The following is a 4,412-nucleotide window of genomic DNA, read 5'->3' as shown; positions in this document are numbered from 1 at the left end:
GAAATCGTCGGGTTGTGTGCCACTGCATCGGAGTCCTCGGAGACGCAGTGTCTTCTCATTTTTTGATGCTTGACAGAGCACTGCGTGACCGAGGACGGTCATGCAGTGGCACCCTAATTTTTCATCGTGACAAACCACTAGGTGGGGGGCGGGCCCAGCTTTGTGCGGAGGGTGGCGCGGTCGAGGCCGAGCAGTTTGGCGGCGAGGCTGCGGTTCTGCTGGGTGTAGCTGAGGACTTCGTTGAACAGCGTTTTCTCGGCGATGCTCATGAACTTTCGATGAAGGTCAGACGGAAGCTCTGTACCGACTTCTGCCAGTTGCTGCTGGACCCATTGGGTGATTGCCGCTTCGAGCTGAAGGCCGGGCTGCGGCTCGTTTCGGTTAAACCCGGCTATGGAGGGAAGATGCTCGGCTGCCAGCGGGCCGCCTCGCGCCATCACGGCTGCATGGTCGACGGCGTTGCGGAGTTCGCGGATGTTCCCGTTCCACTCGCGGCGTTCAATCTCGGCCCAGAAGCTCTCAGAGATGGACGGGCTGATGGGGACCTGCTGCCGGGCCAGAAAATATTCCACCAGCGGGCGAATATCCTCACGATGAGTTCTCAACGGAGGAAGATGGATCGAAAAGACCTTCAGCCGGTGGAAAAGATCTTCCCGGAACGATCCTTCTGCGATCATCGAATGCAGGTCGCGGTTCGTTGCGGCGATCAGACGGGCGTTGGTTGCTTTTTCTTCGCTGGAACCGACCGGCGCGTAGCAGCGTGATTCGAGTACACGCAGCAGTTTCACCTGGATCGAGAGTGGCGTTTCCCCAATTTCGTCGAGGAAGATTGTCCCCTGGTCGGCCAGTTCGAACAGGCCCGGCCGGTCCTGGGTGGCTCCCGTGAAGGCACCCTTCACGTGTCCGAACAATTCACTTTCGATGACCGTCGGCGAGAGGCTGGCGAGACTGACTCGCATGAACGGTCCAGTCCCCCGGCGGCTGTGGCGATGGATGGCGTCGGCGACCAGTTCTTTTCCTGTCCCCGTTTCGCCTGTAATGAGTATGGGGAAGTCGGTCGGAGCGACGAGCGCGATCTGTTTGAAGACGGCCTGCATTGCCGGGCCCCGACCGACAAGCTGCTGAACGTCGGACGAGACTGATGCTGTGGCGGTCGGCTGGCTGGCGGTCTGTAGCGCCCGTTCGATGACGGCGAGGAAGTCACTGAGCTCGAACGGTTTGACCAGGTATTCGAATGCTCCCCGGTTCATCGCTTCGACCACCGTTTGCAGGTCGCCGAAGGCCGTCATGACCACGATCGGAACCGTGGGATGCGACTGCTGGAACCGGGGAATCGCCGTGAGTCCGTCTTCACCCGGCAAGCGGACGTCCAGCACGATCACATCGGGAGTGAACGTCGCCAGAATTTCCTTGGCGGCTTCAATCGTTGAGGCGGTTTGCACACGATGTCCCTGGTCCGCCAGCCGTTCTTTCAGGCTCCAGCAGATGGCCGGTTCATCGTCGATAATCAGGATCGAACTCATGCAGGATGATTCTCTTCAATCGCGGGCTGGAATGGGAGGCGTAATTCAAAGCGGGTCCGTTCACCCAGTCGATGCCATGACAGCGAGCCCTGGTGGTCTCGGGCGACTGTCGAAGCGACGGCCAGTCCCAGCCCGATTCCTTCCTGTTTCGTCGTGACGAACAGGTCAAACAGCGAGTCGGCGACTTCGGCTGGTGGTCCCGGTCCGTCATCGTCGATGAACAGCATCATACTTTCCGGCTGAGGCTGCACGGTCAACCAGACATTTCCACCCGGTCCCGCAGCCTCGATCGCATTTAGCGTCAGGTTGAGAACCGCAGCGCGAAGTCCTTCGGCGAATCCCTGGATCAGCGGGATTTCCGCAGGCAGGGTCAACGTCATTCGCACATTCTTGTGATCGCATGACGGTGTCACCAGGTTGCGAACGACGAGAGCGATTTCTCCCAGATCGACAGGACTGAGCTGCCGGCCGGTCCCTTTGCCCAATGACAGCAGCGAGCGTACTTCTTCCTCTGTCAGTGCCAGTTGCTGGCGGGCGACCATCAGGCTGTGATCGACACTGGACGTACAGCGGCTTTCATGCAACTGGATCGCCAGTTTGGCTCCCGCCAGACCATTGCGTAACTGATGAGCAAAGCCGGCGGTGAGCTGTGCAACCAGGCGCGTTCGTTCGCCGCGGATCAATTCCTGCCGCATCGAGTCGAGTTGCCGACTCATCGAATTGATGCTTTCGACCAGGCGGGAAAGTTCATCGTCGATGACTCCTTTGGGGCGTTCCAGACCGAACTGACCGAGGGCAATCGACTTCACATGCTGTTCGATCGAACGGACGCGTCCCGCCCAGTTCCAGGCAATCAGGAGCGTCAGGGGAATCGTGAGCAGCAGGGTCCCCGCACCAACGGCCAGTGGCGGCCAGAGTGCTTCGATGGTCGCAAGTCGTCGCGATTCGTCGGATGTCAGCAGGAAAAGTGTCTGAGCGGGTGAACCCCGGATCGGGCAGGCACGGACGACGTACTCTTTGCCGTCGATAGTCCATTGGCGGAGCGTGTCGGGTCGGGAGATATTCTCTTCTTCGATCCAGCGGTCATCTTTGAGGGGAGGGACATCCAGGGGAAGTGTTCCCGCAACGACTTTCTTGAGCTGAGAGTCCCAGACGAGAAGTTCATCACCGGTCAGCAGGTGCAGCTTCTCGAGGACCGTGGGAAGCAACGGAAAACTGGATTGTTCGAGCACGCCGATAATCTGGCGCTGCCGCGAGTCGAGCGCTTTAGCGCTGCGAGTCGACATCCACCACGCCGAGAAGATCACGTTCGCCAGGATGGCGAGCAGAAGCAGCCCGATCAGTGGCCACAGAATCTGATCGCGAATGGGCAGCTTCACGGGGGACCTTCGTCAGAGGGGAGACGCGGGATGAACGGCGTAAACCGCTGCTCATCGCAGCAATGATCTTATTTGACACTGATTATTTCGTCGACGATACTGGCTGCAGCACAGCGCGTGGTTTTGGCAGATTGGTGTTAAAACAGCTCGTCAGCGAGTCTGAATTCCCAGTTGAGGAACCATCAATCCGTAAGTGGCGGCGACAGCCAGCACGACGCCCAGCAAGTTCAGAATGATCCCGTAGCCCGCCATCTGGCTCATCCGGATTCGTCCCGTGCCGAACACGATGGCGTTGGGGGGCGTTCCGATGGGCAGCATAAAAGCGCAGCTTGCGGACACGGTTGCCGGAATCATCAGCATCCGAGGATCAACGTCCAGTGCGACAGACGCGGCAGCGATGATCGGCAGGACCGTATTCACCGTTGCGACGTTGGACGTGAATTCGGTCAGAAACGTGAGCAGCACGCAGACGGCGATCACCAGCACCCAGGTCGGCTGGCCATCCGCCAGAACCTTGAAGATGCCCCCGATCCACTCCGAAAGTTTGGTCGATTCAAACGCGCCTGCGATGGCGAATCCACCTCCAAACAACAGCATGATCCCCCAGGGAATCTTGGCCGTCGTCTGCCAGTCCATCAGGTACTTCACTTGTCCGTTGCGGCTGCGCTGTGCTGGCAGGACGAACATCAGGGTCGCCACGGTCATGGCGACGGTTCCGTCACTGACGAACTCCAGCGATTTCTCGGAAGGGACGCCGATGTGCTGCAGCCAGGTGGCCATCGCCGATCCCCAGCCCCGAATCAGCACCCAGTCGCCAAACGTGAAGTCGGTGCGAAACAGCCAGAGGAGGGCGGTGGACGCGAACAGCGTCAGCATGGCTCCTTCGGCGAACGTCATCGGACCCAGCTCCCGCAGCTTGTGACGGAAGAAGGAACGGTCGAAGCGATCGAACCCGGCTGGCGTTCGCAGGCCGAAGATCAGAATCCGCCAGGTGCACAACAGCATCACAAATCCGAACGGCGTCCAGGTCAGCATCCACTGGGAGGCAGAAACCGCGGGCTGACCCGGGAACGATTTATTCCAGATGTCGACAAACGCGAGATTCGTCGGGGTGCCCACCAGTGTGGCAAGTCCCCCGATACTGGCGGAATAAGCGATCCCCAGCGTCAGAGCCAGCGCGAGATGGTTGAAGTGCGGGTCGGGTGTGCTGGCTTTGGCTCCGGCGTCGGCCGGCAGCCGTTCGAGTGATGTGAGCAGCGCGAGAGCAATGGGCAGCATCAGCACCGTGGTGGCGGTATTGCTGATCCACATCGACAGGCAGAACGTGGCCAGCATGAAGCCGAAGACGATCTGGGCGGGGCTGGTCCCGGTGGCATTCACCGTGAGGAGCGCGAGTCGGCGGTGCAGTCCCCATCGTTCGATCCCCAGTGCAATGACGAACCCGCCGAGATACAGGAACGAACTGTCGCCGAGATAGGACTGGCTGACCGTCTTCGCCGACTGGATACCG

At 59.9% G+C, this 4,412-nt stretch carries 3 protein-coding genes; all 3 read right to left on the bottom strand.

Annotation, left to right across the window (positions count from 1 at the left end):
- Nucleotides 1-137: 137 nt before the first annotated feature.
- Nucleotides 138-1,523, bottom strand: coding sequence for a sigma-54-dependent transcriptional regulator (locus tag VGE80_RS03655; RefSeq protein ID WP_440591709.1), 1,386 nt, complete (start codon nucleotides 1,521-1,523; stop codon nucleotides 138-140).
- Nucleotides 1,520-2,902: a sensor histidine kinase gene (locus VGE80_RS03650; RefSeq protein WP_440591708.1), complete on the bottom strand. Its 1,383-nt coding sequence runs from the start codon at nucleotides 2,900-2,902 to the stop codon at nucleotides 1,520-1,522. The genes VGE80_RS03655 and VGE80_RS03650 overlap by 4 nt, the downstream gene beginning before the upstream one ends.
- Before the next feature lie 150 nt (nucleotides 2,903-3,052).
- The coding region (locus tag VGE80_RS03645; protein ID WP_440591707.1) for an SLC13 family permease at nucleotides 3,053-4,412 on the bottom strand (1,360 nt) is incomplete at its 5' end.

Origin of the sequence: Schlesneria sp., from assembly GCF_036405755.1 — a bacterium.
Taxonomy (GTDB): Bacteria; Planctomycetota; Planctomycetia; order Planctomycetales; family Planctomycetaceae; genus Schlesneria; species Schlesneria sphaerica.
This window is presented reverse-complemented; position numbering and strand designations above follow the sequence as displayed.

What these genes read in the sequence shown, in the direction of transcription:
- VGE80_RS03655 (WP_440591709.1), bottom strand. Translation starts at nt 1,523, where the DNA reads ATGAGTTCGATCCTGATTATCGACGATGAACCGGCCATCTGCTGGAGC.